Annotated in this window: 26 protein-coding genes; all 26 read right to left on the reverse strand. The window is 44.4% G+C overall.

The genetic code is table 11. The features are described from left to right. Positions 1-15: 15 nt before the first annotated feature. Positions 16-1,377, reverse strand: coding sequence for an MATE family efflux transporter (locus NQ541_RS06520; RefSeq protein WP_044940990.1), 1,362 nt, complete (start codon positions 1,375-1,377; stop codon positions 16-18). Between the two features lie 60 nt (positions 1,378-1,437). Then, a complete protein-coding gene (locus NQ541_RS06525; protein WP_005612267.1) occupies positions 1,438-3,609 on the reverse strand; it encodes an ATP-dependent helicase in 2,172 nt (723 codons plus the stop codon). Between the two features lie 23 nt (positions 3,610-3,632). Beyond that, positions 3,633-3,848, reverse strand: coding sequence for a hypothetical protein (locus tag NQ541_RS06530; protein WP_005612265.1), 216 nt, complete (start codon positions 3,846-3,848; stop codon positions 3,633-3,635). Next, positions 3,838-4,260: a putative ABC transporter permease gene (locus tag NQ541_RS06535; protein WP_005612263.1), complete on the reverse strand. Its 423-nt coding sequence runs from the start codon at positions 4,258-4,260 to the stop codon at positions 3,838-3,840. The genes NQ541_RS06530 and NQ541_RS06535 overlap by 11 nt, the downstream gene beginning before the upstream one ends. A 124-nt stretch (positions 4,261-4,384) precedes the next feature. Beyond that, positions 4,385-4,822 (reverse strand): SseB family protein, encoded by a 438-nt coding sequence (locus tag NQ541_RS06540; protein WP_005612262.1) that lies wholly within the window; start codon positions 4,820-4,822, stop codon positions 4,385-4,387. Between the two features lie 15 nt (positions 4,823-4,837). Next, complete coding sequence (gene miaB, locus NQ541_RS06545; RefSeq protein ID WP_023923365.1) at positions 4,838-6,304, reverse strand: tRNA (N6-isopentenyl adenosine(37)-C2)-methylthiotransferase MiaB; 1,467 nt, start codon at positions 6,302-6,304, stop codon at positions 4,838-4,840. A gap of 27 nt (positions 6,305-6,331) precedes the next feature. Continuing rightward, the gene (locus tag NQ541_RS06550; protein ID WP_005612260.1) at positions 6,332-6,514 is read right to left on the reverse strand and encodes a DUF4250 domain-containing protein; all 183 of its coding nucleotides are present in this window, start codon (positions 6,512-6,514) and stop codon (positions 6,332-6,334) included. A 3-nt stretch (positions 6,515-6,517) separates the two neighbouring features. Then, positions 6,518-6,748 carry a DUF896 domain-containing protein gene (locus NQ541_RS06555; RefSeq protein WP_023923364.1) on the reverse strand — a complete coding sequence of 77 codons (231 nt, stop codon included), beginning with the start codon at positions 6,746-6,748 and terminating at the stop codon, positions 6,518-6,520. Between the two features lie 98 nt (positions 6,749-6,846). Continuing rightward, positions 6,847-7,227: a hypothetical protein gene (locus NQ541_RS06560; protein WP_005612257.1), complete on the reverse strand. Its 381-nt coding sequence runs from the start codon at positions 7,225-7,227 to the stop codon at positions 6,847-6,849. A gap of 131 nt (positions 7,228-7,358) precedes the next feature. Next, the gene (locus NQ541_RS06565; RefSeq protein ID WP_005612255.1) at positions 7,359-9,035 is read right to left on the reverse strand and encodes a putative polysaccharide biosynthesis protein; all 1,677 of its coding nucleotides are present in this window, start codon (positions 9,033-9,035) and stop codon (positions 7,359-7,361) included. A 76-nt stretch (positions 9,036-9,111) separates the two neighbouring features. Next, positions 9,112-9,609: an rRNA maturation RNase YbeY gene (gene ybeY / locus NQ541_RS06570; RefSeq protein ID WP_005612253.1), complete on the reverse strand. Its 498-nt coding sequence runs from the start codon at positions 9,607-9,609 to the stop codon at positions 9,112-9,114. Further along, complete coding sequence (locus NQ541_RS06575) at positions 9,609-10,598, reverse strand: PhoH family protein (protein WP_023923360.1); 990 nt, start codon at positions 10,596-10,598, stop codon at positions 9,609-9,611. Before NQ541_RS06575 ends, ybeY begins: the two co-directional genes overlap by 1 nt. After that, on the reverse strand, positions 10,573-11,832 hold the full coding sequence (locus tag NQ541_RS06580; RefSeq protein WP_005612249.1) for a sporulation protein YqfD: 1,260 nt from the start codon (positions 11,830-11,832) through the stop codon (positions 10,573-10,575). The genes NQ541_RS06575 and NQ541_RS06580 overlap by 26 nt, the downstream gene beginning before the upstream one ends. Continuing rightward, a complete protein-coding gene (locus NQ541_RS06585) occupies positions 11,829-12,131 on the reverse strand; it encodes a YabP/YqfC family sporulation protein (RefSeq protein ID WP_005612247.1) in 303 nt (100 codons plus the stop codon). Before NQ541_RS06585 ends, NQ541_RS06580 begins: the two co-directional genes overlap by 4 nt. Before the next feature lie 37 nt (positions 12,132-12,168). Then, on the reverse strand, positions 12,169-13,488 hold the full coding sequence (locus NQ541_RS06590; RefSeq protein ID WP_005612245.1) for a pyrimidine-nucleoside phosphorylase: 1,320 nt from the start codon (positions 13,486-13,488) through the stop codon (positions 12,169-12,171). Between the two features lie 74 nt (positions 13,489-13,562). After that, entirely contained in the window at positions 13,563-14,060 is a 498-nt protein-coding gene (locus NQ541_RS06595) for a pyridoxamine 5'-phosphate oxidase family protein (protein WP_005612242.1), read from the reverse strand. Further along, positions 14,057-14,545: a VanZ family protein gene (locus NQ541_RS06600; RefSeq protein ID WP_005612240.1), complete on the reverse strand. Its 489-nt coding sequence runs from the start codon at positions 14,543-14,545 to the stop codon at positions 14,057-14,059. The genes NQ541_RS06595 and NQ541_RS06600 overlap by 4 nt, the downstream gene beginning before the upstream one ends. Before the next feature lie 15 nt (positions 14,546-14,560). Continuing rightward, entirely contained in the window at positions 14,561-15,040 is a 480-nt protein-coding gene (gene rlmH / locus NQ541_RS06605) for a 23S rRNA (pseudouridine(1915)-N(3))-methyltransferase RlmH (RefSeq protein WP_005612238.1), read from the reverse strand. 12 nt (positions 15,041-15,052) lie between these two features. Further along, on the reverse strand, positions 15,053-15,232 hold the full coding sequence (locus NQ541_RS06610; protein ID WP_005612237.1) for a hypothetical protein: 180 nt from the start codon (positions 15,230-15,232) through the stop codon (positions 15,053-15,055). Positions 15,233-15,254: 22 nt separating this feature from the next. Next, the gene (gene gltS / locus NQ541_RS06615) at positions 15,255-16,442 is read right to left on the reverse strand and encodes a sodium/glutamate symporter (RefSeq protein WP_005612236.1); all 1,188 of its coding nucleotides are present in this window, start codon (positions 16,440-16,442) and stop codon (positions 15,255-15,257) included. 21 nt (positions 16,443-16,463) lie between these two features. Next, entirely contained in the window at positions 16,464-17,426 is a 963-nt protein-coding gene (locus tag NQ541_RS06620) for a TAXI family TRAP transporter solute-binding subunit (RefSeq protein ID WP_005612235.1), read from the reverse strand. 27 nt (positions 17,427-17,453) lie between these two features. Beyond that, positions 17,454-19,502, reverse strand: coding sequence for a HelD family protein (locus NQ541_RS06625; protein ID WP_005612234.1), 2,049 nt, complete (start codon positions 19,500-19,502; stop codon positions 17,454-17,456). A 228-nt stretch (positions 19,503-19,730) separates the two neighbouring features. Then, entirely contained in the window at positions 19,731-21,119 is a 1,389-nt protein-coding gene (gltA, locus tag NQ541_RS06630) for an NADPH-dependent glutamate synthase (protein ID WP_005612232.1), read from the reverse strand. Continuing rightward, complete coding sequence (locus NQ541_RS06635; protein WP_005612231.1) at positions 21,119-22,006, reverse strand: sulfide/dihydroorotate dehydrogenase-like FAD/NAD-binding protein; 888 nt, start codon at positions 22,004-22,006, stop codon at positions 21,119-21,121. The genes gltA and NQ541_RS06635 overlap by 1 nt, the downstream gene beginning before the upstream one ends. 141 nt (positions 22,007-22,147) lie before the next feature. Next, positions 22,148-23,329, reverse strand: a complete 1,182-nt coding sequence (locus tag NQ541_RS06640) for an iron-containing alcohol dehydrogenase (RefSeq protein WP_044940986.1) — start codon at positions 23,327-23,329, stop codon at positions 22,148-22,150. A 164-nt stretch (positions 23,330-23,493) separates the two neighbouring features. Then, positions 23,494-24,807 carry a chitobiase/beta-hexosaminidase C-terminal domain-containing protein gene (locus NQ541_RS06645; RefSeq protein ID WP_005612229.1) on the reverse strand — a complete coding sequence of 438 codons (1,314 nt, stop codon included), beginning with the start codon at positions 24,805-24,807 and terminating at the stop codon, positions 23,494-23,496. Between the last annotated feature and the right edge of the window lie 3 nt (positions 24,808-24,810).

Consider the following 24,810-nt stretch of genomic DNA (forward strand, 5'->3'; position numbering starts at 1 on the left):
AATTCTGCTCCATTCTTACATTTTATCCGAACTAATTTTCTGCTCTCCGTAAGTTCCTTTTTTCTTCATCCACAGATAGGCTCCGATACAGATCAGTACAGACAGCAGTGAGCCTGCAGGTGCTGCAAGTCCCATCGGAAACAATGTATCCGGGAACATTTTTGACGCCAGATAAGAGCCGGGTACACGTACAAGCACAATGGCAATGATATTATGGATAAATCCAATATAGGATTTTTCATATGCTGCAAAATAACCACTGAAGCTGAAATGTACACCGGCAAAGATACTGTCAATAATATATCCGCTCAAATACTGCGTTCCAAGTAAAACGACAACCGTATCGTTAGTAAATAATCCAACCGGATTCTTCCCGGTCAATTCGATCAGTACTGTCATGATCAGGCCATAACCTGTAGTAATGATCGTCGCATATTTCAGGGTCTGTGATGCCCGGTCATGCCTTCCTGCCCCGATATTCTGTGCAGAAAGTGCGGAGACAGTTGCCAGCATGGACGAAGGAATGATAAAGATCGCACTGATCATTTTTTCAACGATTCCAACTGCTGCTGCATCATTCAGACCTCTGTGGTTTGCAATGACTGTAATGATGATAAAAGCAATCTGGATACAGCCGTCCTGGATTGCAACCGGGAATCCTACCCGCAAGATCTGCCACATTACTTTTTTATTCGGACGGAAATCAGTTTTTTTCAGATGAATCCCGGTCTTTCTTTTCATCATTGAGATCAGGGCAATGATCACACTGAATGTCTGGGACAGCGTTGTCCCCAGTGCAGCTCCCGCCGGTCCGAGCTGCATTGCACCGATAAAGAAATAATCAAGTACAATATTTCCCATACAGGCAATCCCGATAAAATACATCGGGCTTTTGGAATCTCCCATTCCCCGGAAAATAGAACTCATAATATTGTACGCTGTAATAAATGGAATACCGATAAAGCAGATCGTCAGATACCGGATACTTCCCGCTATAGCCTCTTCCGGTGTTCCGATTAAAAGAACGATCGGACGGACAAAGCATAAAAGCCCGGCTGTAAAGACCACTGCAACGATCATAAATAAAGTGATCGTATTCCCGATCGCATGGGCAGCATCTTCCAGTCTTCTTCCACCCACTGCACGACCGATCGCCACCGTTGTCCCCATGGCAAGACCGACAATAATCACAGTCAGCATATGCATAACCTGACTGCCATTTGCGACTGCTGTGATACTGTCTACTCCATAAAACTGTCCGACAATAAAAAGATCGGCCATTCCATATAACGTTTGTAAAAAATAAGATAAAAGATATGGCAGTGCAAAATAAATGATCGTTCTCAGGACACTGCTCGATGTTAAATTTTTCTCCAAAGTTAAGTTCCCCCTTCTGAGGATTTTCTGTCAGATCCTCTTTCATTTCCTGATCTGATTCTATTTCTTTACTTTTAATAATCCTGCATTTGCCAGGATTTTAAGATCCATCATACGAAGCGTATCATCCTGGAACATGATATGAACAAGCCGGTCATCCAACTGGGTCACTACACCTTCTCCATATTTTTTATGTTCCACGATCACACCTGTCCCCAATTCCTCTTTCAGGCGGAAATACAGTTCTTCTGAAGCTTTTGTCTGCCGGATGCCGGCGACTGCGGCATAGGGTCTTGCCTGCTTGAATGTCCGGCTGGTCCTGCTTTCCACCGGCATCAGATTTTTCCTGCCTTCTTCTGTCACGGAAGATTTCCCAAGAAACTCTGAACAGAATGTACTGGGTCTGTTGGTCGTAAAAAGTGTCAGATGATCCTTTGCCCTGGTTACTCCGACATAAAAAAGCCGACGTTCTTCTTCATATGCTTTCAGCTCTTCTGCTGAGGCCTGATGCAGATTCTGTGGAATTGATTCAGGCAGAATTCCATCTGCCACATCGATCAGATAAACACTGTCGTATTCTAACCCCTTGCTTGCATGGATCGTGGAGAGGATCAGAGGACATTTCCGATCCGGTTCTTTCTCCCGGATCATAACTTTCAACTGCTCCAGTCGTTCTGCAAGTTCCATCGGGGAATCTGCCCTGCTTCCAAGAATCCTGAGAATTTCCAGCTTGCTGTCACTCATCCCTGAACGGTTCAGATATTCCTGATATCCCATAAACTGCATAATCCTGTAAATTGCACGTTCTCCTGAATCCTGCAATAGATTCTGCAAATGTGTCCGCATCGACCGTACACTACCGAGTACATGACCGTTCAGATCAGGATCCTCTGCAGCCACATCCAGGACCGGGATTCTTTTTTCTTCACTGATCCGGGCGATACGGATTGCATCCTGCTTGCGGAGATAAGTGCCGATTTTATAATAAATCTGCAGAAATGCTTCTGTATCCATTGGATTCTGAGCCAGTTTTATGATATTGATGATATCCAGTATGGTACGGTGTGAAAAAAAAGAAAGTTCTGCATTCCGCATCTGATAAGGTATTCCGTTTCTCTCCAGCAGATCGACCAGTGGAAGGATGCATTCATTATCACGATATAAAATAGCTGTCTGTGAGGTGCATCCTTCTGCCAGCTTTGCAAGATATGTATACTGAGCTTTCCTGCTCCTTAATGAAATTTCCCTGATATCAGATACCGGTTTTCTGGCGGCTTTCATATGCTTCTCATGACGCAGAGTATTCTTTTGGATAAACCGGTCTGCCCCCAGAACGATCCTGGCATCCGACCGGAAATTTTCTTCCATCAACAGGACTTTTGCATCCGGATAATTTTTTTCAAATGTGAGCAGAGCCTCAGGATAAGCTGCCCGGAAGCCATAAATACTCTGATCTTCATCCCCCACCATAAAAAGATTCTCCGATCCTGATGCCAGCAGTGCAATGATGGCATGCTGGATTTTAGAGGTATCCTGTGCCTCGTCCACGCAGATATAAGGGTAAAGTTCCTGAAAATGCCTCAGCAGTTCCGGTACGGAACGCAGCATTGTATAGGCATATACCATCTGATCATCGTAATCCATCAGTCCTTTTGCACGTAACTGCCGGCAATATTCTTTATAGATAACGGAAATCTTCAGATCAGCTTCTTCATCTAGTTCAAGGATTTCTTCCTCAGTCAGCATCATATTCTTGATATAAGTAATCAGAGTACGCACCGTCTTCAGGTCACTTTCCGTTGCATACGCATGTTCATTCTGTTGATAGATCATGGACAGCATCCCTGCCGTTATTTTCTCATCCTGTACCAGTTCAAAAGGCTTCTTCCCGATCATTCTTCCATAATAACTGATGATCTTTGCACATAACCCGTTGATCGTTCTGAACTCCAGTCGGTCAGCCAGTTCCTCTCCAAAGTATCCGGCAAACCGCCGGGACATATCTTTCGTTGCTGCCACCGTATAGGTGACGGTCAGGATTTTTTCCGGATCAATTCCTTTGCAATAGATCATATAACCAAGCCGGGTTACAAGAACAGTTGTCTTCCCGGAACCCGGTACTGCCAACAGCAGAACCGGACCATTGACACTCTGCACAGCACTTTTCTGCTGTGCATTTAACCGGATCGGGAAAGTCTGTTCAAATTCTCCCCATTCTATGTATTTTTTCATTTTGTAGTATCTCTTCTTCTCCGTCAGATTAATTTTGCTCCGAACCGTGCAACAACTTCTTCGCTGTCTTTTCCTGCGATCACCTTTCCTGTTGCCTGCTCAATCGCCTCAAGAAGCACGGATGTAGAAACCTTTTCCCTGGCTTCCAGTCTGGACAGATAGCGACTTGGTGCCCATCCTCCGATCGCACGGTTCGTACTGCACTTTTTAACAGGCAGCAGCATCTTCTTACAATACATGAAAATGAGGAATTTTTTCTCCGTATAAAAAATGCATCAGATAACTTCCGAGAAAGATTCCCACTACGCATAATCCTGAAAATAAGACTGCAAAAGGAATACAGATCTGTCCCATTAACTGAAATGGCTGATCACTGTAATCCCATACGTGCCAGTGCATCACTTTGTTGACTAAAATCCCGGTAATAAATTCCCCCGTAGTCACAAAAACGCTGCACCATAAAACCTGAAGCCAGAGGGGCGAATCCCATCCCGTCCAAATGCCCTGTTGTATACAGAAAACCAGGCAGAACCCGCCCAGCATAAACATAGACCAGTGAGAAAATCCCCGGAATATCATTTCAAAAGAATAATATAATGTACCACCTAATGTCCAGAAAAATAAATATTCGCTCAAACGTTTCATTACCATGCCTACACTCCCGATTCTTGATGTAGTTTAGTCTTCCCCGCTTTGAGCGAATCTATTTCATAATTCTGTCCGGTCTGACCAAAGCATCATCCGGTTCAGTTTTCTGAATATTTAATTGCCGGATTTATTTTCCAAGTATAATACGGAGCAGAGTCTTGTCCAGCATCAGAGTCCTGTTCCACGGATTGAGAATGATTCCCTGGATCTCATTTACACTTAATGCAGATTCAAATAACTTTCGGATCTCAGTAAGAAATGTTGACATGACGCTGCCACTTCCTTTCAGTTCTTCCTCAAATCCTGTAAAAGCAGACCACCACTGCTTTCCATCTGAAGTCTGCACTGCCTGAATCCGGAGCTGTGCTTCACCTGCAGGAGGCTCTACAGCCAGAATCAACTGCCCGTCTTCCTGCATCCTTCTGCGGATCACTGTCAGAGTATGTGCAAGAAGTTCCTGTGACGGTTCTTCCTGCAGTGCAGCGATCGCCTCTTCAATCTTTTCATTCCCGGACAGTCCTTTGTCTGCGGGTATCTCATTTGCATTGAAAGAATCTTTCTTCATATAGGTTATCCTTTTCTATTCTGTATCTTTCATTTTCCCCATATAATAGAATCCTTTACATTCATCCAGACTTACGTCTACAAGTCTGCCGATCAAAGAAGGATCTCCAGGGAAATGGACTAAAAGATTATTGCTCAGCCTTCCGGTCACAAGACTCGGATCATGCTCATTCTGACATTCTACCAGTGCTTTCTGGATTGTTCCCTCATGGATAGCACAACGTTGTGCAGAAATCGTCTGAACTTCCTTTAAAAGACGGTCAAACCGGTCTTTCACCTCTGCTTCTGATACCTGATCTTCCATGACTGCTGCCGGAGTTCCCGTCCGTTTGGAATAAATAAATGTAAACGCACTGTCATAACGGACTTTTCTGACCACATCCAGTGTCTCCCGGAAGTCCTCCTCAGTCTCTCCAGGGAATCCAACAATAATATCTGTCGTAAGAGAGATATCCGGTACCGCTTTTTTAATCTTGTCTACAAGCTCAAGATAATGCTCTTTTGTATAGTGGCGGTTCATCTTCTTTAAAATCCGGCTGCTTCCTGACTGAACCGGAAGATGCAGATGCCTGCAGATTTTTTTGGATCTGCTCATCACTTCGATCAGTTCATCCGACAGATCTTTTGGATGGGACGTCATAAACCGGATTCTCTCCAGTCCCTCGATTTTTTCAATCTCCTGAAGAAGCTGTGCAAATGTCATCGGATGCTCCAGATTCTTTCCATAGGAATTGACATTCTGTCCCAGAAGCATAACCTCCACAACTCCGTCTGCTACGAGACGCTCAATCTCACGTACGATCGCTTTCGGGTCTCTGCTGCGTTCCCTTCCACGCACATATGGTACAATACAGTAACTGCAGAAATTATTGCAGCCGAACATGATATTAACACCGGATTTGAAAGAATACTTTCTCTCAACCGGAAGGTCTTCAACGATCTTATCTGTATCTTTCCAGATATCAATTACCATCCGGTCAGACTGCATGCTGTTCGTAAGAAGCTCTGCGAATTTGTATATATTATGTGTGCCGAAGATCAGGTCTACAAACCGGTAACTCTTTTTCAGTTTCTCTACAACCTCCGGTTCCTGCATCATACAGCCACATAAAGCGATCATCATATGCGGATTTTTTTTCTTGATCCTTCCAAGCTGTCCCAAGCGTCCGTAAACTCTTAAGTTTGCATTTTCCCGGACAGTACAGGTATTATAAATAACAAAATCTGCTTTCTCCTCGTCCGGTTCTTCCACATAACCGATCTGCTCTAAAATACCGACCAGTTTTTCGGAGTCGCGTGCATTCATCTGACAACCGAAAGTCGTAACACAGAACGTCAGTGTCCTGTCGGCTTCTTTACATTTTTCTGCAAAAATATCTTTTGCTTTTTCAATAAAATAATACTGACGATCCGGTTCCTGCAGCGGTGCCTCACTTGCAGTCTCTGCAAAGGAAGTCAGTCTATGGTGCTTCGTATTTTCCATTTTCATTCCTTTTCTATGTATATTTTTTTAAACGAACTGATTCTTCAAGCCATCGTATTCATAATCAATCTGTGCCAGTTTCTCTTTCAGTTCGGCCTCACTGATCTCCATATCATCACATAAAGCCTGCAGCGATGGATAGAAATCTCTCAGTTTCGTATTCACAACACTTAACAAGATCATCGGATCGGAAGGAAGTCCGTTCAACATCTTTTAATTCCCCTTTTTTTCAAATTTAGCACCGTATTTTTCACCCAGGTTGATCACGGTACCGTCTTTCTGTTCGATATCAATATTGTTCAGTTGTCCACGCAGATTCCGGCGGACAAGTTCCATGTATTCCTGACGCAGAATCTTCTGTTCTTTCCGTTCTGCGTCAGTCAGTCCCTCAGCTTTTGACTTTTTATATAATTCATTAATTCTTTTTATCTTTTGCTGATCCATCTTCATTTCCTTTCAAACTTGTAAATCTGTCTCAGTTTTTTCTAAATATCCGCAGTGTATTATACACGATTCCGCTTTATTCGTCCACCCTCCTGGGTTCAACTTGAATAATTTTCAAGAAATCCATATAATTCTTCCGGTGTCTCTATATAACGGCCTTTGTCAAGATCTGCCCGGAGGTCATCCGGTAATGCCTCTACTGGAATATTGGTTGTCTCATAGAGGCTTGTCCCATCCGCACGATAGACCGCAACGTAGCCGTTTAATTCTTTTAAATAATACCCGGAGGTCTTCTTTGTCGCATCTCCTTCGGTCATTACACTCTGCTGTAAAAAGTCTTCTTCCCTTTTTTCCGCTTCTTCCACTCTTGCCTCCTGCCGCTGCATAACATACCGGTAACTGGCTGCATATCCTGCCGATACCAGCAATACCATACAGAAAAGAGCAAGGAAAAAGCCGACCATGTATTTTTTCTTCATAAGGACCACTCCTTTTTTTATACAGTATCGGCTTTTTTTTAAATTTTATTCTGCTATAAGAAAAATTGATATTAAATATGCTTTTCAGACCCCTGCATTCCTGTATCTGTCTCTTTCTGAAAAGCCTTGCTCTATGACGGCATCAGATGGAATTTCTTCGCTGCCCTGAGAATCTTTCCTCCCATTGGCAGATCCAGAATATCATCTTCTGACAGCGTTCCGATCTTCAATAAGACGACTGCATATACGAGTACTGCCACGATCAGAGAGACCAGAACAGGAATAACTCTTCCTCCCACAAGCAGGTCAAATAATCGGAACACACCATATGTAATGACACCCATAATTGCTGCAGCCGTAAATGGCTTGCCAAACGTGCTGAGCAGATCCATCCTGAACCCGCTGACTTTCCGGATCTTGATCAGATTCAGAATACTCATTGCCAGTGCAAAGACGATGTTTCCTCCTACAAGTGCATAGACATTCATTTTAAATACTGTCATCATCAGGACAAAGGCTGCAAGGTGAATCACCAGTGCAACTCCCGCATTCTTGGCAGGACTTGTCATATAATTCAATCCATGCAGGATCGAATTGGTCACAGAAGAAAGACCATACAGTACTACCACAATCGCTCCCATCATCAGCAGATGGGCAGGTGTTGTACTTCTGTCATTATAGAGAAGAACCATGATCGGTGAAGCAAGCACGAAATATCCGATACAACTGGGGATTGCAACAACCATCGTAATCCTTAAAGTCTGGTTGATCTTACTGTGAACCTGCTTTCTCGTACCATTTGTCACAACTGCTGTCAGACTTGGCACAACAGAAGTACCCAGTGCATTGGCGATTGCCATCGGTACGTTGATCAGTGTATCATATTTACCGGTGTAGATTCCCTGCAAGGCCATATATTCTTTTTCCACATATCCCTGTGCTTCCATCACATGATTAAAAATCGTCAGGTCAATGATCTGATTGATATTGTAGACCGCTGTGCTGAATACGACCGGAATCGCTGTGAAAAGCAGTGCTTTCAGAATGAACGAATAACTTTCCACGTTCTGACTGCGGTCACGTTTCAACTGACGACGGATCACTTTTTTATAAAGAATCATAACGAAAAGCAGAAATAAAAGTCCCGCCAGTGAACCGGCGACCGTCCCAAGCGTACTTCCTGCTGCTCCATAAGCAGGTCCGAGCAGTTCTTCTCCCTTTTCAGCACCTGCCTTTGTACCGATCCCAAATAATACGCTCGCACCTACAATACTGACAACCGCATTCACAATCTGCTCAATGATCTGTGAAATAGCCGTCGGAATCATCGTCCCCATTCCCTGAAAATATCCACGGATGACCGCCATTACCGCAACGATCAGCAAGCCCGGTGCAAGTACACGGAGTGCATAGACACTTAACGGGGATTTCATCGCATGGGTAGAGATCAGTCCCGCCCCCAGGAAAATCGTCAGCGAAATAAATAAACCGACTCCCACTGCAAATGCAAGGGAACACAGAAATACCCGAAATGCATTCCGTTTCTGTCTTTTGGCAAGTCTGACAGAAACCAGTTTTGAAACGGCTGTCGGAAGACTGAACGAAGAGATCATCAATGCGATAGCATAAACCTGATATGCATATCCGTAAAATCCATTTCCTTCGTCACCTAATATATTGGTCAGCGGAATCCTGTAAACGACACCGATGATCTTTGTCAATACCGCCGCTGCGGCCAGTATCGAACCCTGGACGATATAATCATCCTTTTTGGCTCTGCCTTTTGTCTTAGTTGGTGTATCAGACATACTTCTTCCTCTCATATTCTAAAGTTCTTGCTTTTCTTCCAGGGCAGTCCCATCCGGGAACTCTGCACCTGTCTGCTCAGCGTGGAATCCCTACTTTTTCCATGATTGCTCTCTGATGAGCCTCCATTTCTGCCCGTTCCTCTTCTTCCATGTGGTCATATCCAAATAAATGCAGCATACTGTGTGCAATCAAAAATGCATATTCTCTTTTCGGAGAATGTCCATACTCTTCTGCCTGAGAGAGGACTTTTTCCTTGGAAATGACAATATCTCCCAGCATCAGTTCTCCGGTCTCGGGGTTAAATGCATCTCCGGTTTCCTCATCAATTACTGAAAAATCACCTGGAGCATCATACTCGATCATTGGAAAGGATAATACATCCGTCGGGCGGTCAATGCCACGTTGTTCCAGGTTCATCTCATGGATCTCCTGATTCTCTGTCAGGAGCAGGTTGATTTCTGCCTCATAAGGACATTCTGCATAGTCCAGTGCTGCTTCTGTCACTGCAATGGCAATCTCCTCTGTATCAAACGGCAGTGTGACTGAACCCTCTTCTTCAATATACAGACTCATTACTTTTTCCTCCGGTTCTCTCTTGGTCGTGCGGATTTCTTCTCATAGTCTTCATACGCTTTTACAATCTTCTGTACCAGCGGGTGTCTGACAACATCCTTGCTGGTCAGCGTGCAGATGCTGATATCATCCAGATCCTTCACCACTTTCACTGCCACATCCAGTCCTGATACAGTTCCTGCCGGAAGATCTTTCTGTGTGGAATCACCGGTGATGACAACTTTTGATCCAAACCCGATACGGGTCAGGAACATCTTCATCTGAGCCGGTGTCGTATTCTGAGCTTCGTCCAGAATAATAAAGGCATTATCCAGAGTTCTTCCTCTCATATAGGCAAGCGGAGCGACCTCGATCAGACCCTTTTCAGAATTTTTTATAAAACTGTCCGCTCCCATGATCTGATATAAAGCATCGTATAATGGCCGCAGATACGGATCAATCTTGCTCTGCAGATCTCCCGGAAGGAATCCGAGCTTCTCTCCTGCCTCAATTGCAGGACGCGTCAGGATGATCCTGCTGACTTCCTCTCTTTTAAAGGCTGTGATTGCCATCGCCATTGCAAGATAGGTCTTTCCTGTTCCGGCAGGACCAAGTCCGAACGTGATCATGCCACTGCGAATGGCATCCACATACTTTTTCTGCCCCAGTGTCTTTGGCTTGATCGGCTTTCCCTGCAGAGTATGGCAGATCAGATCTTTATCAATATCTACAAGCTGCTGCTCCTGATCTTCAAATACAAGGGAGATTGCATAATCTACATTCTGTTCTGTGATCGTATTGCCTCTTCTGGCAAGTTCTACAAGCTGGTTCAGGATCCTCTGCACCTTCTCTGCCGCTGCACGCTCCCCCACGATCTTGGTCGCTCCATCGCGGGAGATCAGCGTTACATGAAATGTCCTTTCCAGTTTCTTTACATATACATCAAACTGACCAAATACATTTGCCTCGTATTCAGCCGGGATTTCAATCATCAGTTCTGACAGACTCATCCGGTTCTTTCCTTTCAATCGTTACTATTTCTGTATCAGCCTCACAGGCGATCTTCCGGTTCAGATAAAGTGTCCCGGATGCACAGGCTTCTTTTTCGTCCAGTTGTATTTTAACATTATTCTGACGGATTTGAATACCTTTTTCAGTTAAATCCTTACAAAAATTCTGAAACCGCCTGCTTAAAAATTCCTGAAGTTCTTTCCTGCTGTATTTTTCTTCTTTTACAGAATAAGCAGTAATTTTTCTCCACCCGGTCACAACAGGCAGATAAAAATTTTCACCCAGTTTCCACTGATGCTCCAGTGAACTTTTCTCACTGTGCCGAAACTGATTCTTCAAAATACCTGCCTGGATCTCCCAGTTCCCGATCTTCATGTAGAACTGATACCGCGATTTCCCGTTGTAGCTCTTTTTCTCGTAGCTTAGAGGGATGGAATCCTGATAAGGCAGCTTCGTATCTGCATAAATATCTGCATCCGAATGACAGTACTGATAACCGGTCACTTCTCCACCGTCGTCCGTCACATCGATCCTTCCCAGCACCAGCAGATCTCCCTTTTTTACAGAATCTCCGATATGCACCTGCGGAACACCCGAACGGGTAATGATCCCTGTGATCACGCCATCTTCTTCTGCGATCAGATCCGTTGGTTTCTCTGAAACTTCTTCGGTTCCCTGCACCTCTTCCTGAAAGGTATCTTCATTTTCCTTTATCTGAATTTTCAGCCGGCTTCCATCGATGGATGCTGACACCCAAACGATATCATTATATTCCTTTCGGATTGCTTTTACAATACCCGGACAATCGACTTTCTTTTTTCTCATTCCGGGAGAAACTTCTTTGGTCTTTAAAAATTCTGTCAGTGCTTCATCCGTCCATTTGTCATTTCCTTCAAAATGAATATCCCAGATAAAAAGTGAATATCCCCAGATCAACAGGATACTCAGCAGAATGCCCGCAAATAATGCACCTCTGTGGCGGTAACTCTGGACAAAAAACGGAAATCCGTTCCGCTGTGTCACATAAATCCTCATATGAGTCTTACGTGCAAATGGACGAAGCTTTCTGAAGCCCGCAAGACTTATATACATTTCGTAAGCATTCCCGACGCTTTTCAGTTCCCATATCCTGATCCCGTGAAAGCAGCACATATTCAGGAAACGTTCCGGAGAATATCCGGTAATCCGGATTTTTACATATCCTTTCAGATAGCGGAACAAAGACTGGATCATCCGGTCTTTCTCCCGTCGGTAAATTCCAGTTGTACGATCCTTCCTGTAATCTTCATTTCATCGTTTGTATAATATTCAATCTGCAGATTTTTTCCGCTCAGCCGGATCTGACCGGATTTGGTCTGCACACGGATCAGAAGGTCTGTATATTCAAGAATCCCCCGATAATTTTCTATGCATATTTCATTTCTTCCTGTGATCGTGATAACAGATGCTCCCATCACCACATCCCTTGGCATACTTGCAGCCTCTGCGAATCGCTCTGCTAATTGTTCTCTGTCCATAAAAATGCCACACATACACCTTTACCTTCAGTATATGCGTGGCATAAATGTCCTATTCTGCCTCTGTTCCATCCAGGATTTCCCAGATCAGCGGACGTACCGCAACCGGTTCTTTTTTGATCTCATACGCTTTCAAAAGTCTTTCCTTTGCCTCTGCCAGCTTTTCTCTGTCATTTGCATGAAGGATCGCAAGTGATTCACCGGAGTGTACCGGGTCTCCTACTTTTTTCCGAAGTACAAGTCCGACCGACAGATCGATTGGATCTCCCTTTTTGGCTCTGCCTCCGCCAAGCAGCATACAGATCCTTCCAATCTCTTCGGTATGGATCTTCGTAACAAATCCACTCTTTTCCGCACAGACCGCCTCCTGACAGAGAGCCTGCGGCAAAAGATCAGGATGTTCCACTTCCTCCGCAGTTCCACCCTGTGCCACGATCCATTCTTTCATCACCTGAAGTGCTTTTCCTGAATCCAGGGTCTCCTCCAGAAGGATACGAGCTTCCCGGATATCTTTTGCTTTTCCTGCTTTTACCACCATCAGGGATGTCAGGACAAGTACCAGTTCTCTCAGGTCTTCTGGTCCATTTCCATTTAACGTGGCAATCGCCTCTTTTACTTCCAGTGCATTTCCCACTGCATATCCGAGAGGCTGATCCATATCAGAAATGACTGCCGACATATCCCGCCCTGCCAGCGTACCGATCTGCACCATTTCACGTGCCAGAGCTTTGGAATCTTCCAGTGTCTTCATAAAAGCACCGTCTCCGGTTTTTACGTCCAGCACGATCCCGTCCGCACCGGATGCTAACTTTTTACTCATGATGCTGGATGCGATCAGTGACATCTGATCCACGGTTCCGGTTACATCCCGCAGAGCATAGATTTTCTTATCAGCCGGAGCGAGATTGGCTGTCTGGCCTGCCAGAGCAATATGGATCGAATTTACATTTTTAATAAACTGTTCCGGTGTCAGACTGGTATGAAAACCATGGAAACTTTCCAGTTTGTCGATCGTACCTCCCGTATGTCCCAGTCCTCTGCCGGACATCTTTGCGACAGGAACTCCCGCTGCTGCCGCAAGCGGACCGATGACCAGTGTTGTCTTATCTCCCACTCCACCGGTACTGTGCTTGTCGATCTTCTTCCCATGAATTGCAGACAGATCCATCAGATCACCGCTCTTTGCCATAGAAAGAGTCAGATCCTTTGTCTCTTCTTCATCCATTCCGGTAAAGCAGATCGCCATTAACATGGCAGACATCTGATAATCCGGGATCTCACCGGCTGTATACCCCTGTACGATCCAGTCGATTTCCTTTTCATTCAGCCTGCCACCCCTCTTTTTCTTAACGATCAGTTCACACATATTCATATCAATGCACCTCCTTAAGACATGGACATGGAACGGTTTCTTTTCATTCCGGTACAGACTCTGCTCCTCTGCATCTATTTTGCCTTTCGCTCTTTTCCGGTAAATTCATACACATTGATCTGCCATACAGCCGTCCTCGTCAGCATTTCCGGCCGGAACTCAATCTTTGCTCCCGGAGCCATATGCTCCATGATCCGCTGAAGTCCTTTCTCTTTTTCTTCAAATGTTTCCAAAAAGGCAGCGGTTCCTTTTCCCATGATACTCCGGTAAGAATAGGAATAAGCACAGGTATAATCTCCGGTAATGATCCCGTGCCTGCAATCCATTTCAACGGCAACAGAACTCTGGGATTTCAAAGCATCTGCCTTTCTTCCTTCCGCTGCCCCGTGAAAATATAATTGAAGTTCTGCTTTTCCATTTTCTTCCGTGAACTCATACCCATAATTCACCGGAACAATGAACATCCCTTCCGCATCGGTCAGTCCGAGTCTTACCGTGTCACACTCTTCTACGATCTCTTTTAAAACTTCAGGATCTGTAATCTCTCTTTTTGCCAGTCTCATTTCTCTCATGTATGTCTCCTCCCTTTCAGCAGCTTCACCAGTTTCTGTCCTACATCCAAAAGTATCGTCGCGATCAGTACACCAAGACTGTCAATTCCCACATCTCTCACCGATGGTCCGCGTCCCCCGACGAAAGACTGATGGAACTCATCTGTTGCCGCATAAAGTACACAGAAAATAAATCCCACCATCAGCCAGCGTTTTCTGCGGAATCCATTGACATAAAATCCAAAAGCAACCAGCAGGGTAAGGACTGCATATTCCGTCATATGAGCTGCCTTCCTGATATAAAACTCAATCTCATCTGCCTGCTTTTCTATTTCCTTTTTTTCAAGTTCCTGATGAAAGAACCTTCCTTTCGTCTCGACCACCCGGACACTGATATCATGGCTGAGTGAACCTGACTGAGTTCCTGTCTGTGCAGAAAACGAAAAAATGACTTCCATCATGAACAGTGCTGGCAGAAAGGCACATAATTTCCATATTTTTTTCATTGATCTCCTGCCTTATTATTTATGATATGGTTCTCCATTTATGATCCGGTAACTGCGATAGATCTGTTCCAGCAGGATCACCCGCATCAGTTGATGAGGGAAGGTCATCTTTGAAAAACTTAAGGCATAGTCTGATTTTCCAAGGACTTCTTTTCCAAGTCCGATTGACCCGCCAATGATAAAAACCAGATGGCTCGTCCCCTGTATTCCAAGCTGTTCCACTTTTGCAGCCAGTTGTTCCGATGTGAGCTGCTCTCCGTTGATTTCAAGGGTAATAACGTATGCATCTTCCTTAACGTATTTTAAGATCCGTTCCGCTTCTTTGCTGCGGATGGAATCCTCCACAGCCTCACTGGCATGCTCCACAGTCTTTTCATCGGCAACTTCGATGATCTCCAGTTTACAATACCGGCTCAGTCTTTTACTGTACTCCGCGATTGCATCTCGAAGATATTTTTCTTTTATTTTTCCAACAGTGATGATCGTAATCTTCATGGCGTACTCCGGTTACTTTTTCCTGCGGATATGGATTTCCGGGATTGCAACATTTTCATAGGTGATCGGTTCATCCGGCTGCGGATCAGTCTCGGTATGTTCTACTTCCCCTGTATGAACCTCCGGGACTGCAAGGTTTTCACTTGCAACATCATATTTGACTTTTTCCTTTTTTCTTTTTTTCCAAAACATTTCAAAATCTCCCCATTACATTTTATAAAAAATTGATAAAGAATGTGATTGCCAGACTGTTCAGAAAGTCTGCAAATAAACTTCCTACCAGCGGGATCAGAAGATACGCCTTTACGGAAGGTACATATTTCTCACAGATTGCCTGCATATTTGCCATGGCATTCGGAGTTGCTCCCATTCCGAAGCCACAGACTCCTGCTGATAAAACTGCAGCATCGTAGTCTCTTCCCATAACAGTGAATATCACAAAATAAGCATACAGGAACATCAGCACAACCTGTCCTCCAAGCAGGGTCATCAACGGTAATGCAAGCTCTGCAAGCTGCCAGAGCTTTAACGTGATCATTGCAATTCCAAGGAATAAGGAAAGACTGATACCTCCGATGTCATTGATCTCACCCATGTAGATCGTAAATTTACCGGAATACTCTCCTACATTCCGGATCACTGCTGCAGCGATCATCGCTCCGATATAGATTGGAAAGGTCAGTCCTGTCATAGAAAGGAAATAGGACACAATCGTTCCGATCCCGATCGCAATGATCAGTTGGAATACAGCAGACGGATACATACTGGTATGTCTTTCGTGCTTCTTCTCTTCTTCCACCAGAAGGCTGTCGTCCTCTACGATGGCTGTAGATAAAAGATTTTTCTTTTCAATCAGACGCTTTCCGATGGGACCACCGATCATGCTTCCTGCGATCAGTCCAAAGGTTGCTCCCGCAGTACAGAGCGTACTTGCTCCTTTTACCCCAAAGTCTTCCAGGACCGGTCCAAAAGCACCGGCTGTACCATGACCTCCGACCATTGGGATCGATCCGGTACAAAGTCCTACGAGCGGACTGATATGCAGAAGCTTTGAAAGTCCGATTGCCATGAAATTCTGCGTCACGATCAGCACGACTACCAGTCCAAGGAATACGATCAATGACTTTCCGCCACTTTTCAACACTTTCAGATTCGCCTGGAATCCTACAGATGTAAAGAAAAAGACCATGCAGACTTCTTTCAGAATATCGTCAAATTCAAATTCTGCAATCCCGGTGGCATAACAGATGCACGTAAAAATTGCAAAAAGTACTCCGCCGATCACCGGTGCCGGTATGCAGAATCTTTCCAGGACACTGCAACGCTTCTTTAAAAATTTTCCTAACATCAGCACGACTACCGCAACGGCAATCGTCTGATACATATCTAACTGAATCTTCATTCTATTTCTCCCGTTCTTATGCTATTCTTCGTTCATGCTGATCCCATGTTCTTCATAGTAAACGGCTGCCCCGTCATGAAATGGGATCGTGATTCCCTCTGTTGCCTGGCTCTCATCAAGTGAAATATCTGTTGGAAGAATGTACTGAAGTTCAGCCTTATTTTCAAATAAAATTTCTGTGATCTCTTTTACTTTCTTTTCTGATAATTTGTCGCTTGCGAGTAATACTGCCTTTACTCCTACTGTTCTGACAGCTTCAGTCTGCCCGACATATGTATTTTCAGGAATTTCACATTCTGTATAGAAGTCATAAGACTTCATCAGCTTGTCGATTCCCTTCTCGTCCAGATCTATGAATCGGATCTCACACTGCTTGGCAAGTTCTCCGATCACCGTTGTATAAGCACCGGCTGTACAGAACATGGCATCAATCTCTTTCTTTTTCAACTGTTCGACCGCGTCTGTATAATCCAGATTCACCTCGGTTACTAACCGTTCTGACAGACCGTACGCTGCCAGGATCTGCTCTGCATTTTTCTCTGTTCCTGACTCTTCTTCTCCAACACTGACTGTCTTTCCCTGCAGATCTTCTACTGACCGGATGTCCGAATCAGCACGTACTACAATCTGGCACGCCTCCGTATATAACCCTCCGACAGCGGAATATCCCTGATACTTCTTATCATTTTCAAACATTCCCACTCCGTAATATGCATCATTGATGATATCTGCCTGTGCGATGGCCATCTGAACATACCCGTCTGACAAAAGCCGTACATTCGCGGCAGACCCTGCTGTTGTCTTTACTTCTATCGAGCAGTCAGCACTCTCTGATTCTATAATTTCTGCAAAAGCATCACTGAACATATGGTAAGTTCCACCCAGTCCGGCTGCTCCGAACCGGATCGTGCCGGAACTGCTGCCACAACCGGTCAGCATCAGTACTGCCATTCCGAAAGCAAGTAATTTCTTTTTCATATGCATCTCCTCCTTGTTTCTCTCTTTTTCCTTTTATACATCTGCGATCTCATACATATACAGTTCATGCAAAGCTCTCATCGCACAGATATACTCTGCCTGCTGTCTCAAAGGATTCTGCTCCTTGCCTCTCACCGCAAAGACCTGATCAAATTCGAGACCTTTTGCAAGATAAAAGGTCGTTACTGTCAGTCCCTTTTTAAAGGAGGAACTGTTCTTGTCAATATAGGCGACTTCCGCTCCCCGCAATTTCAGAAGACGGTTCAGCTCCAGGGCTTCTTCCTCCGTCATAGTAAGAAGTGCCGCCGTTTCAAACTCCTCATTCAGATTTTCCTGAACTGCATCCAGCAGGAAGTCCTCCGATGCAAACGTCTGCTCTGCAACTTCTTTTCCATGCCTGTCCAGAAGGATCAGATCCTCTATGCCACTGATCTTTGCTGCATACTCGGCAATCTCAACCGTATTCCGGTAACTTTTATTCATCTCAATCTTATGAAGATCCCGTCCAAGAATCCGTGGAAGAAATTTCAGGACATCCTGCTGCCGGACATCCATTGTCTGAGCCCGGTCTCCAAGAATCGTCATCTTACAGGAAAATAAATTGGCAAGGATCGTATATTGCAAATATGAGTAATCCTGCATCTCATCAATCACCAGATGCTTAATATTTTTATGCGAATGATTTCCACCTTCCAGTCTGTACTTCAGATACAACATCGGAAATACATCCTCATACGGGATTTTCCGTCTCTCATACTCTGCTCCGGACAGCGGATCAAGTCCACACTCTTCCAGCAACTGGCAATAAATCCTGTAAAGATCCTTCGTCACATACATTTTATCGAATTTTTGCTGTAAAAGCAATTTATCATCATCAGAAATATTCCGTCCTCTTAATGTCTCCCATTCATCGATAAAATAATCTCTTACTAAATCCATCCTCTTCAGAAGTGGTGTCTCGGTAAATTTATAATAGAACAGCTTCAGTATCTCTTCTTCTGTCATTACCATTCCCCGATACTCAACCGGACGGAAATCCATCAGGGAATCCTCCAGCATTGCAAGAAATCCTTCGATTTCTCCGACAAATTCTGCTGACTGCTTCCAGTCAGCCCGCCGCAGTGCTTCCTGATCCGGAAATTTCATAATTCGTTCCAACTGGTCGTATTTATCTTCACAGTCTGCCGCAGTATTTTTCAGTTCTTTATAAGCAAACAAATCAAAACTCATCTCCCGGATATTTTCTTCACCCAGTTCAGGAAGAATATGCGAAATATAATCTGCAAAAACTCCGTTCGGTGACAGAATCAGAATATTGGAAGATTTCAGATTTTCCCGCTCATGATATAAAAGATATGCGATCCGATGGAGTGCAATGGAGGTTTTGCCACTCCCTGCCGCACCCTGGATCACCAAAATCCGGTCTCTGGTATTGCGGATGATTGCATTCTGCTCCTTCTGGATCGTACGGACGATATTCTTTAATTTTACATCACTGTTCGTGCCAAGCTCCTTTTTCAGAATATCATCGTCAATCTTTGTATCGCTTTCGAACTCATAGATCATTTTTCCATTTTTGATCTTATACTGCCATTTGGAAAGGATCTCACCCTGTATTTCACCGGCAGGAGCCTGATAAACCGCCGGTCCTTTATCGAAATCATAAAATAAGCCACTCACAGGAGCTCTCCAGTCATAAACCAGTGGCTGCATCCCGGCTTTCTCAGCGAAATTTCCAATGCCGATATAAAATGGCTCTGCCTCTTCTTCCCCGTCAAACACGAAATCAACTCTTCCAAAAAAGGGAGAGTCCAGCATTTTTTCAAACCGGTGCTTTAACTGCAGTTTTTCCTGATTTGCATTGACCTGATGGAGCAGTGCCTGCTGATTATCATAATCTTCATAGCCATACTCATCCATCTCGGTATAATTTTCCCAATAATACTCCTGCATATTATCGATCTCTTTCTGTCCGTCAGAGAGAGACTTTCTGATCTCATCCAGTCTTTTCTTTAATTTCAATTCTACTTCTTCAAGAAAATAACTTCCGTTGAATCTTCTGTCGTTCTTATAATTTGTCATGTATTCCCCCAGAAATTTATTTACTGTATTTTTGATATGACATCAAAGATAAATGCCCTTTCTCTCTGATATCATATCCACTGGCTTTTTATTCTATCATAAATCCGACGAATTGTATCGTAAAAAAAGAAATCCCATGATCTTTCTTATTCCTTCAAAGGATAAGAAGAAAATCATGGGATTTTCTTTTGCACTGGTTCTATAACCTTATACCAGTCTCGTTAAAGATTATTTATTTTTCAGATATTCATCAATACCCTTCGCACCTGCTTTACCGGCTCCCATTGCAAGGATAACTGTAGCAGCACCGGTAACGGCATCTCCTCCGGCAAATACACCTTCTTTTGAAGTCTGGCCGTTCTCTTCCTCTGCAACGATACATTTTCTGCGGTTTGTCTCAAGACCTTTTGTTGTAGAAGAGATCAGTGGGTTCGGAGAAGTTCCAAGAGACATGATCACTGTATCAACTTCGATATCATACTCTGATCCTTCGATCTCAACCGGACGTCTTCTTCCTGAAGCATCTGGCTCACCAAGCTCCATCTTAACAACGGTCATGCTTGTGATATTTCCCTTTTCATCAACATTGATCTTCTTCGGGTTTGTCAGAAGGTCAAAAATGATGCCCTCTTCTTTTGCATGATGTACTTCTTCTGCTCTGGCCGGAAGTTCTGCCTCGCTTCTTCTGTACACAATATGTACTTCTGCACCAAGTCTGAGTGCTGTTCTTGCTGCATCCATTGCAACATTACCGCCACCGACAACGGCAACTTTCTTGCCTGCTGCGATCGGTGTATCATAATCTTCACGGAATGCTTTCATCAGGTTGCTTCTTGTCAGATACTCATTTGCAGAGAAGACTTCATTTGCATTCTCTCCCGGAATACCCATAAACATCGGAAGACCGGCTCCTGAACCGATAAATACTGCCTCAAATCCTTCTTCTTCCATCAACTGGTCGATCGTAGTGGATTTACCGATCACAACATTCGTCTCAAATTTGACACCAAGCTCTTTTACCTTCTCGATCTCTTTTGCAACAACTTTCTGCTTTGGAAGACGGAACTCAGGGATACCATATACAAGTACTCCTCCGAGTTCATGCAGAGCTTCAAATACAGTTACATCATAACCTAGCTTTGCCAGATCTCCTGCACAGGTAAGTCCGGACGGACCGGAACCGATGACTGCAACTTTATGACCATTCTTTGTCTCTGCACACTCCGGCTTAATATCATGCTCCAGAGCGTAATCCGCAACAAATCTCTCAAGCTTTCCGATAGAAACTGCTTCACCTTTAATACCACGGACACATTTTCCCTCACACTGAGACTCCTGTGGGCAGACACGTCCACAGATAGCCGGAAGGGCACTGGACTTACCGATCACCTTATAAGCTTCTTCGATATTTCCTGCTTTTACCTCCTGAATAAATGCAGGGATATTGATGGATACAGGACATCCCTGGATACATCTTGCATTCTTACAGTTCAGACATCTCGTTGCCTCTTCCATTGCCTCTTCTTTATTGTATCCAAGACATACTTCTTCAAAGTTGGTAGCACGTACCTTTGGTTCCTGTTCTCTTACAGGTACTTTTTTCATCATATCAGCCATTACTCGTCACCTCCACAATGTCCGCATCCGCCATGATGGGTATCGCCTTCCTGAAGTTTCAGCATTGCACGACCTTCTTCAGACTTATACATCTGGCTTCTCTTCATTGCCTGATCAAAATCAACAAGATGTCCGTCAAATTCAGGGCCATCTACGCAGGCAAATTTAATCTCATCGCCAACCTGAAGACGACAGGCACCGCACATACCTGTTCCGTCTACCATGATCGGGTTCATGCTGACGATCGTCGGGATCTCAAGTTTCTTCGTAAGCAGACATACGAACTTCATCATGATCATCGGTCCGATTGCAACACAGACATCATACTTTTTGCCCTCACCGACCAGCTCTTCGATCATGGTCGTAACCATACCTGCGTGACCATAGGATCCATCATCTGTACACGGATAATAATTTCCTGCAACTGCTTTCATCTCATCTTCAAGGATCAGCATATCTTTCGTCTTGGAACCAACGATAACATCTGCTTCAATGCCATGCTCTCTGAGCCATTTTACCTGTGGATATACCGGAGCAGCTCCTACACCACCTGCTACAAAAAGCATTTTTTTCTTCTTCAGTGTCTCCAGATCTTCTTCTACAAATTCTGATGGACACCCCAGCGGACCTGTAAAGTCACGGAAATAGTCTCCTTCTTTCAGTTCTCCCATCTTCGTTGTGGAAGCTCCTACTTCCTGGACAACGATCGTGATCGTTCCTGCTTCTCTGTCATAATCACAGATTGTCAGAGGAATACGTTCTCCCTTTTCGTCCATCTTCACGATAATAAACTGACCCGGCTGACAGTGACTTGCAACACGCGGTGCATGAACATCCATCAGAAAGATCTTGTCGGCCAGTCTTCTAGCTTTTGCAATCTTATACATGATTCTCCTCCTTGTAAATAATTACCCTTTTTTTATAATACGCTAACCCCTGTCGAAATTCAAGCATAACATAAAGGCAGACACCCGGAAAAAGTGTCTGCCCCTCTTTTCTTCGGAATCAGGTCCGGATCTCTGTCCGGTTTAGAAATCAACCTCTGTTCCGTAATATGTACATGTAAGAAGTTTTGCCATAGCGGCAGGATCAATGGCACGCGGATTTGATCCCGTACATGCATCGCCAACTGCCAGTTCTGCGATCTTGTCTACCTTCTCCTTGAATTCATCCTCATTAATACCGAAGTCTTTCAACGTCTTAGGAATGTTAAGTCTTACATTGAAATCATCAATCTTCTCAATAAGACTGTTGATCAGTGCCTTCTCAGATGTTCCCGGAAGACCCATTCTGCGGGCGATCTCAGCATAACGCTTTGCAGCTACAGGATCTTTTGCGTTATATTGGATAACATACGGCAGATAAATTGCATTTGCACAACCATGCGGAATATGACCTGTTGAGAAAGCTGCACCTGTCTTATGAGCCATGGAGTGGACGATTCCAAGCAATGCATTGGAGAATGCCATTCCTGCAAGGCACTGTGCATAGTGCATCTGCTCTCTTGCAACCATATCGCAATTATAAGATGCCGGCAGATAATCAAGAACCATCTCGATTGCCTGTAATGCAAGCGGATCCGTGAAAGGTCCGTTCAGCGTGGATACATATGCCTCAATCGCATGAGTCAGGGCATCCATACCTGTATATGCAACCTGCTTTACCGGAAGTCCTGATACAAGGTCAGGATCAACGATGGCTACATCCGGTGTGATATTGAAGTCAGCCAGCGGATATTTTACTCCTGTCTGATAATTCGTGATAACGGAGAATGCTGTAACCTCTGTAGCTGTTCCTGATGTAGAAGGAATTGCTGCAAATTTTGCTTTCTGTCTCAGTTCAGGGAAACTGAACGGAGTAATGATATCTTCAAAGGAGACCTCTGGATATTCGTAGAATACCCACATTGCTTTTGCAGCATCAATCGGTGATCCACCGCCCATGGCAACGATCCAGTCCGGCTCAAACTCACGCATCACCTCTGCACCCTTCATAACGGTCTCAACAGACGGATCCGGCTCAACACCCTCGATCAGCTTTACTTCCATGCCACCCTCTTTCAGGTAGTTTACTGCCCGGTCAAGGAATCCCTGACGCTTCATAGATCCTCCACCGACAACAAGACAGGCTTTCTTTCCTTTCAGATTCTTCAGTTCTTCAAGACAGCCTTTTCCATGATAAATGTCCCTTGGTAAACAAAATCTACTCATAACAAATCTCTCCTTTTTATGTAGTATTGTTATTTTTTTAACAGGTATATTATATCTCTCTGCACGCAAAAAAGCAACCCTATTTTTGGAAATTTTGTATAAATTCCAGGTAAAACAGAGTTGCCTTATAGTAACTTTACACAGAACCTCTTTCTGCATAAAAATTATTCTGCCGAAGGCTTTGGAATATAGGTCTTGCTTGTCATGGCTGTCGCTTTTCCATTCTGATTATTGATCAGTACTACATTAAAAGTAACCTTTGCATCCAGCCGCAGGTCAACCGGTGCTGTATATTTCGTGGTACCTGCATCCGGTACAGAACCATCGGTTGTATAATAAGCCGTATACCCATCCGGAACTGTCACAGTCACCTGGATCGTTCCGCTGTATGCACCCGTAGATGGAGAAACCGCCGGTGCATCAGCCACCGGGAATGCAATCGTATATTTCGCACTTGCCACAACGCTTGGCACTCCTGCCTTGTTGACAGCAATCGCCCGAATCTCAGTCACGCCTTCTTCCTGCAGAAGGATTGCCTCAGAATATTTCTGACTGGCAGTCGTCGGTTCTGACCCGTCTGTCGTATAATAAATATCTCCTCTTGTCTCGGAAGAAAGAGAAACCTGCTGAACCTCTGTATAACTGCCCTCTTTCAGACTGAATTCCGGTGCTGTGGAAACATATTTTTTTACTGCCTTAAGTACTTTACTGTCATCGCAGTCTTCCAGCAGTACGGAGATTTTATCCAGTTCATCATTTTTCACATAAAAATCAATGACTGCCTCATAAAGCTTTTCATTGGATGGCTGTGTCTCCAAAGCAGTCAGATACACAGATTCTGCACTGTCCAGATCTCCCTGATCCACATAAATATCTGCAAGCCCCTTGTACGCTTCAGGCCTGGATTTGTCCTTGATCACAGCACGGTCAAAATACTTCTGTGCAACTTCGTAATTGTCCTCCTGCAGTGCTGACATTCCCTTTTTCATGACTCCGGTATAAGAATTCTGATAAATCACATAAATTCCCACACCGATCAGACATACGATTAAAAAAAGAACGAGCAAAAGATTCCTTCTCTTTTTCTTTGCGGCTTCTCTCCGCTTCATTTGCTGAATCCTGCGGTATTCCGGTGAATCTTTTCTGAGATTTCCGGTCTGTTGCCTCTCCGCCTGTCTCCGGTTCTGCTGTTCTTTAGAACGACGGAGATTTTCTCTTCTTGCCTCCCTGAGCCGTTCCATCTCATTTTCATTCAGAACGCGGGTAGAACGGACACTCTGGGTCTGACTCATCTGACGCTGTCTCCGGACATCATCTGTCCGGATCTGTCGGGTAGCCCCTTCTACCGAACCCTTTACTTCTCTTGCAAGAACATCATCCAGCGGGTTATAATCCGGGACCATCTGTACTTCAGCATTGCACCTGGGACAGATCAACTGACCATCCGGTATATTTGCTCCGCAATGTACACACTTCATGAT

Origin of the sequence: [Ruminococcus] lactaris ATCC 29176 (assembly GCF_025152405.1) — a bacterium.
GTDB classification, from domain to species: Bacteria; Bacillota; Clostridia; order Lachnospirales; family Lachnospiraceae; genus Mediterraneibacter; species Mediterraneibacter lactaris.

What these genes read in the sequence shown, in the direction of transcription:
- NQ541_RS06550 (WP_005612260.1), bottom strand. Translation starts at nt 6,514, where the DNA reads ATGTTGAACGGACTTCCTTCCGATCCGATGATCTTGTTAAGTGTTGTG.
- NQ541_RS06555 (WP_023923364.1), bottom strand. Translation starts at nt 6,748, where the DNA reads ATGGATCAGCAAAAGATAAAAAGAATTAATGAATTATATAAAAAGTCA.
- miaB (WP_023923365.1), bottom strand. Translation starts at nt 6,304, where the DNA reads ATGGAAAATACGAAGCACCATAGACTGACTTCCTTTGCAGAGACTGCA.
- NQ541_RS06530 (WP_005612265.1), bottom strand. Translation starts at nt 3,848, where the DNA reads ATGTATTGTAAGAAGATGCTGCTGCCTGTTAAAAAGTGCAGTACGAAC.
- NQ541_RS06535 (WP_005612263.1), bottom strand. Translation starts at nt 4,260, where the DNA reads ATGGTAATGAAACGTTTGAGCGAATATTTATTTTTCTGGACATTAGGT.
- NQ541_RS06540 (WP_005612262.1), bottom strand. Translation starts at nt 4,822, where the DNA reads ATGAAGAAAGATTCTTTCAATGCAAATGAGATACCCGCAGACAAAGGA.
- gltS (WP_005612236.1), bottom strand. Translation starts at nt 16,442, where the DNA reads ATGAAGATTCAGTTAGATATGTATCAGACGATTGCCGTTGCGGTAGTC.
- NQ541_RS06560 (WP_005612257.1), bottom strand. Translation starts at nt 7,227, where the DNA reads ATGAAGAAAAAATACATGGTCGGCTTTTTCCTTGCTCTTTTCTGTATG.
- NQ541_RS06580 (WP_005612249.1), bottom strand. Translation starts at nt 11,832, where the DNA reads ATGATCCAGTCTTTGTTCCGCTATCTGAAAGGATATGTAAAAATCCGG.
- NQ541_RS06590 (WP_005612245.1), bottom strand. Translation starts at nt 13,488, where the DNA reads ATGAATATGTGTGAACTGATCGTTAAGAAAAAGAGGGGTGGCAGGCTG.
- NQ541_RS06635 (WP_005612231.1), bottom strand. Translation starts at nt 22,006, where the DNA reads ATGTATAAGATTGCAAAAGCTAGAAGACTGGCCGACAAGATCTTTCTG.
- NQ541_RS06525 (WP_005612267.1), bottom strand. Translation starts at nt 3,609, where the DNA reads ATGAAAAAATACATAGAATGGGGAGAATTTGAACAGACTTTCCCGATC.
- NQ541_RS06600 (WP_005612240.1), bottom strand. Translation starts at nt 14,545, where the DNA reads ATGAAAAAAATATGGAAATTATGTGCCTTTCTGCCAGCACTGTTCATG.
- NQ541_RS06620 (WP_005612235.1), bottom strand. Translation starts at nt 17,426, where the DNA reads ATGCATATGAAAAAGAAATTACTTGCTTTCGGAATGGCAGTACTGATG.
- NQ541_RS06640 (WP_044940986.1), bottom strand. Translation starts at nt 23,329, where the DNA reads ATGAGTAGATTTTGTTTACCAAGGGACATTTATCATGGAAAAGGCTGT.
- NQ541_RS06575 (WP_023923360.1), bottom strand. Translation starts at nt 10,598, where the DNA reads ATGAGTCTGTCAGAACTGATGATTGAAATCCCGGCTGAATACGAGGCA.
- NQ541_RS06610 (WP_005612237.1), bottom strand. Translation starts at nt 15,232, where the DNA reads ATGTTTTGGAAAAAAAGAAAAAAGGAAAAAGTCAAATATGATGTTGCA.
- NQ541_RS06645 (WP_005612229.1), bottom strand. Translation starts at nt 24,807, where the DNA reads ATGAAGTGTGTACATTGCGGAGCAAATATACCGGATGGTCAGTTGATC.
- NQ541_RS06565 (WP_005612255.1), bottom strand. Translation starts at nt 9,035, where the DNA reads ATGTCTGATACACCAACTAAGACAAAAGGCAGAGCCAAAAAGGATGAT.
- NQ541_RS06625 (WP_005612234.1), bottom strand. Translation starts at nt 19,502, where the DNA reads ATGACAAATTATAAGAACGACAGAAGATTCAACGGAAGTTATTTTCTT.
- gltA (WP_005612232.1), bottom strand. Translation starts at nt 21,119, where the DNA reads ATGGCTGATATGATGAAAAAAGTACCTGTAAGAGAACAGGAACCAAAG.
- NQ541_RS06595 (WP_005612242.1), bottom strand. Translation starts at nt 14,060, where the DNA reads ATGAGAGAAATGAGACTGGCAAAAAGAGAGATTACAGATCCTGAAGTT.
- ybeY (WP_005612253.1), bottom strand. Translation starts at nt 9,609, where the DNA reads ATGAGTCTGTATATTGAAGAAGAGGGTTCAGTCACACTGCCGTTTGAT.
- rlmH (WP_005612238.1), bottom strand. Translation starts at nt 15,040, where the DNA reads ATGAAGATTACGATCATCACTGTTGGAAAAATAAAAGAAAAATATCTT.
- NQ541_RS06585 (WP_005612247.1), bottom strand. Translation starts at nt 12,131, where the DNA reads ATGTGTGGCATTTTTATGGACAGAGAACAATTAGCAGAGCGATTCGCA.